This is a genomic window from Methylophilus sp. 13 (assembly GCF_015354335.1).
Taxonomy (GTDB): Bacteria; Pseudomonadota; Gammaproteobacteria; order Burkholderiales; family Methylophilaceae; genus Methylophilus; species Methylophilus glucosoxydans.
Genome location: NZ_JADKYR010000011.1, coordinates 1 through 5,380 on the forward strand (window position 1 = coordinate 1; position 5,380 = coordinate 5,380).

At 48.7% G+C, this 5,380-nt stretch carries 2 protein-coding genes and 1 pseudogene; all 3 read right to left on the reverse strand.

The features are described 5' to 3' along the window. The coding region (locus INP77_RS14770; protein WP_194749845.1) for a HAMP domain-containing protein at positions 1 to 1,721 on the reverse strand (1,721 nt) is incomplete at its 3' end. Positions 1,722 to 2,040: 319 nt separating this feature from the next. Further along, positions 2,041 to 4,767, reverse strand: a complete 2,727-nt coding sequence (locus INP77_RS15050; protein WP_194749846.1) for a methyl-accepting chemotaxis protein — start codon at positions 4,765 to 4,767, stop codon at positions 2,041 to 2,043. 283 nt (positions 4,768 to 5,050) lie between these two features. Further along, positions 5,051 to 5,380, reverse strand: a pseudogene (locus INP77_RS14780) (hypothetical protein); the annotation flags it as partial.

The following is a 5,380-nucleotide window of genomic DNA, read 5'->3' on the forward strand; positions in this document are numbered from 1 at the left end:
ACATATTGGGCCGCCACGTTGAGAGGATCGATCACCGCATCCAGCGTCTCGTTCACGCCCTGGACAATCTTGCGGAAGTCACCTTGATGCTTGCTGGCATCCGCACGGGTGGATAAACGGCCTTCTACCGCTGAGTGCACCAATTCTTCAGTGTCATACACCATACTATTAATGGTCTCTATACACTGGTTCAGGTTGTTTTTAATGGCGTTAAAATCGCCTTTATAGTCAGCCGTAATCTTTTCTGGAATTTCACCTTTGGCGATCTGTTCCACATAGCTCGCAGCCACACCCAAAGGCGTTACAACTGCATCCAGTGTCTCGTTTATCCCCTCAACCACTTTGCGGAAATCGCCTTGATGCGGCTGAATGTCTGCCCGTGTAGAGAGATTGCCTTGTACCGCAGATTGTGCCAGGCCATGGGTATCATGAATGAGTAACTTAATCGACTTGACCATGCTTTGCATGGCCGTCATTAACTGGCCGGTTTCATCCTGGCTATGCACCTCAATCACGACATCTGTTCTACCTAGTGATAAGTCCTGTGCAACCTGGGCGGCTTCACGTATGGGTTTTGCAATTTTTGCGGCTGAAAACCAGATGACCGCAATCCCGGTTGCCGTCACCATCAAGCCTAACAATAACTGCCATAAAGCGGCTTGATTCGCACCGCTAGACAATCGTTGATCAAGCGCTTGCGCTTCTGCCAGCACGACGGCGGTTGGTACTTTAATCAGGACAGACCAAGGTTTGCCAGTGCGGCCCAACATAATCGGGGCGAGCGCCATCATTTGACCGGCTTGCTGGTCAATCGCCGCTAAATCATGACCAGACTGGATCTCTTGGAGATACTTTGCGCTGCTGTCGCCCACAATTTTGCCAAAGGGCTGGCCAATCAAGCCTGGATTACGGCTATCGGCCACGATAAGCCCCATATTACTGACGATAACCACTTCGCCTTTACCGTCAAACAGATTCTTGCTGGCACCTTCAGCGGTTTTTTGCACAAAGTCCAGATTGTAGTCAGTCCCGGCGACACCATAAAACTTGCCGTTCTTGATAATGGGCACCGACAGCGTGGTCAACCATACAGATTTACCTTGCACAATATAAGGGAATGGGTCCAATACACTTTCGGTATGGTTTGTTTTGGGGCCAAGATACCAGCCGCCTTTCATGACGCCATTGAGGTGCTTGTCGAGCGTGTCATACTCCACCAGTGGTTGCACCGCAATCCGTCCACTTTCATCACGGTTCCAATAAGGCGTAAAACGGCCGGTAAGGCTATTGTTGCCATCCTTGCCGGTTTTAAAGGCGTCATCTTTACCATCAAGCGCATCCGGCTCCCAACAACTATAAGTACCATTGAACTCTGGGTTTTGTTTCAGCACATTGAGCAAGATGGCATTAATCTGGTCACGCCCCAGTGCCACGGAACCCTCTTTACTCAACACAAAAGTATTTGCCATCGTGCGTGCCGCATCCAGTGCGACATCAAACTTGGCCTGGATTTTTCCTGCTTCAGAGCCAGCCAGATTCTTCAAGCTGTTTTTGGTGCCTTCGTTGACTAACAACGATACGTTTTCAGACACCAGTTGCTGATTGTTTTTAGCTGAGAGATAAGAGGATCCGACGAGAATGCTGCCGCTAACCAGAATGGACAGCCCTGCCATCAGGACGATTTTGCCCTGAATAGATTGAAAGCGCTGAGACAACTGCATATTGACTTCCTTTGCATAAAAATAAATAGGGGGCGTGCATTGCTGACGCACTGCTCTTCCGAGTTATTTCTAGCTTGAAGTCAATCAATGACCGTAAAGCCAATTTTTATATGAATAATAAAATCCGTTTATAAGATTTTTTATTCACTGTTTATGTAATCATTATCCCGCTAAAGATAAATATCCAAATTGAATGTAAAACGTATTTTTATGGTTCTGTTTAAAGTCATTCAGGCATGAGGTTGTGCAAACCATGCCCAATGAAGTGCAGACACAAAAAAACGGCTGCCGAAGCAGCCGTTTCTGAAGATGACTTAGGTCAAAACTCTTCCCAATCCGAATTATCCGTGCCGGTTTTGGCAGTGAGCCTAGGTAGACTGGCCGTCGCTTGAGCACGCTGGGGTTTATCCACATAGCCGGAGGGGGCTGGAACCGGTCGTCCCGAGCCATGCTGAGGCATGCTTCGCGGTGTTGAAGAAACACTTCCCTTGGCTTGAGACTTAGGTGAGGCGGTAAAGCCTGATCCCGCGCCCCTCTCCAGCTTGAACTGGCTGACCACATCCGCCAGCTGATTGGCCTGATCAACCAGGGATTCAGCCGCAGCGGCCGCTTCTTCAACCAAGGCTGCATTCTGTTGCGTGGTTTCATCCATGCTGGTCACTGCCTGGTTCACCTGATCAATGCCGGTGGTTTGCTCAATAGAGGCAGCAGAGATTTCACTGATAATGTCAGCCACGCGTTGCACAGAGGAGACCACCTCGTCCATCGTGCTACCGGCATTTTCAACCAGCTTGGTGCCTTCAGTGGTTTTATTTACAGAGTCTGCAATCAGTTCTTTAATCTCTTTCGCAGCACTGGCTGAACGCTGGGCCAGGTTACGCACTTCACCCGCTACAACCGCAAAACCACGGCCCTGTTCACCTGCTCGCGCGGCTTCTACCGCAGCGTTCAAGGCCAGGATGTTGGTCTGGAAGGCAATGCCGTCGATCACCGAAATAATGTCTTCGATCTTCTTGGCACTTTCGTTGATCGCACTCATGGTGGCAACCACTTCGTTCACCACCTGGCCACCTTTAACCGCGACACCAGAGGCTGTCAGTGCCAGCTGGTTAGCTTGTTTGGCGTTGTCGGCATTCTGTTTAACCGTGGATGCCAACTCCTCCATACTTGCCGCCGTTTGCTCCAGGCTGGAAGCCTGTTGTTCGGTACGGGCTGAAAGATCAGCGTTACCGCTGGAAATTTCATTGGCCGCAGTGGTGATGGTTTCGACGGCTTCAGTCACCGCAATGATCGGCTCTACAATCATGTCCAGGGTGTGGTTAACGCCTTCAACAATTTTGCGGAAATCACCTTTATGCTGGGAAGCGTCAGCCCGCACTGAAATGCGGCCTTCGCCTGCAGCTTCTGTTAAGCCGTTGATGTCACCAATCAACCCTTTCAGGTTTGCGCGAACTTGCTCAACCGTGTCGTTGATCTCGCCCTTTTTACCTGGCCAGCGCTGAAGCGGAATGTCGAAGTTACCTTCACCAAAGCCCTTCACGACCTGCATGGATTGCTGGTTCATTTCCAACAAGCCAGTCACCATATTGTTGACAGACTTGGCCAGCGTACTGAAATCGCCTTTAAACATATCGTCGCGTAGCAAAGCATCAATTTCACCTTGCTCATGCGCATTACTGACCCAGTTCACCGAATCAATCAAGCCTTTGAGGTTGCCGCCAATCTTCTTGACGCTCTTGTTGATAAACGCTTTTTCGCCGGGGAACTCCTTGATGGTGGCGGAGAAGTTACCTTCACCAAATTGCAAAATACAATCAGTCACCGTTTTATTTTCTTCGATATATTCCTGCACCATGCCGTTCACCCCTTCAGCCAAGGCGCTGAAGTGGCCATTATATTTGGCAGGGTCAATAAAATAGCTGATATTGCCCTGACGATGGGCAGCAGACATCTGGTTTAAATCGGAAATGATATTGGTCAAATTGGCTCTGACTTGCTCAATATCGCGGTTGATCTCGGCTTTTTTCCCTTTGAATGTCTCAAGCGGAATGCCAAAGTCGCCATTGCCAAAGCCGTTGATCACAGCCATCACCTTGCGGGTCGACGCATGTTGGTCATCCAGCATTTGATTGACCCCTTCGGCCATGTCTTTAAACATTCCTTGGTGTTGTGCACTGTGGATACGGCGATCAATCTCACCATTGGCTTGCGCATGCGCGACATCCTTCATTTCGCTAATGACTTTTAGCACATGTTGCCGCATGCGTTGTAGCTGGTAGGCAACACTGCCTTGGTCATGTTCAGCCAGCGGTACGGCAAAGTCAGAATCCCCTTCACCAATTTTTTTGGCAAACTCAGTGAGTTCCAACGGATCTGCACCTAAACGGTTAAGCAGGGATTTAGAGATTGAAATAGCCATCCAGCCAGCGATAAGAATGGCAATCCCTAATGCAATTTGCATGAGTATGGAAAACCCGGAAGCGACAGACTTGGCTTGCGCTGAAGCCGTTTTGTTTAATGCCTCCTGATAATCAATAAACTGATTAATGGTTTTGAGCCATTCTACAAACAAGGGCTTAGCTTCACTCATTAACAGACTTTTCGCTTGCTCCTCATCACCTGCATGGCGTAATGCAATCACACGTTCAATCACCGGTAATGTTTTGGCTTCGATAGACTTGATGTGCGTGAGAATTTCCTTTTCATCTGCCGTAACAGCCGCATCCTCTTTAAAAATAGCATCCAGCTTGGCCGAACTCTCTTCATAAGCAACCGCCAATCGGCGGATATCACTGATGGACTTGTCCACTTCAGCACTGGATGCCTCTAGGGTCACATCGCGTAAACTAATCGCCCGGTCATGCACGCTGCCGCGAAAGTTAATGGCATAGCGCTGCTTAACGCTATTCACATCATTGATTTCGGTTAGCGTATCGTCGATTTCACGCACACGGTCAATCCCAATAACAGTTAATCCTGCCATCAGCAGAATCATGCTACCAAACCCGACCATCAGGCTTTTCTTTACTCTCATGTTTCCGAACATTTATCCATCCTCAGTATTTGCTTACGCCTATGCCAAATGCTTGTTTAAGATTACAAAAGTCAAAGACATGACTGTCTTCTGACATGTCTTGCCAACACAAACACTTTTTTCCTTAATACTTTGCTATCTTGCAATTAGTCATCCATCAAGCATCCATTAAAGAAAGGCTTAAAACCTATCCTTTTAATGTCTTTGAATGCATCTCCATAAAAGACAAATGTGATCCAGCAGATCACATAAAAAAACCGGCTGTTTAGCAGCCGGTTTTTTATTTAGACGATGATTAGAATTCTTCCCAATCCGAATCGTCAGTGCCTGTCTTTGCGGGCGGCCTTGGCGCGCTCGGTGGAGATTTTGAAAACTGCGGTTTATCGACATAGCCTGAAGGGGCTGGCACAGCTCTGCCCGAACGCGAATCTGCACTTGGTCTTGGCGCTGAATATCCGCCACTACCAGAAGAGGATTTGAGCGTTGCAGTGAACCCTGTGTTGACTTTACCTTCCAGCTTGAACTGGCTAATCACATCAGCCAGCTGGTTGGCCTGATCGACCAGGGATTCAGCCGCAGCAGCGGCCTCTTCAACCAGTGCAGCGTTCTGCTGGGTGGTTTCATC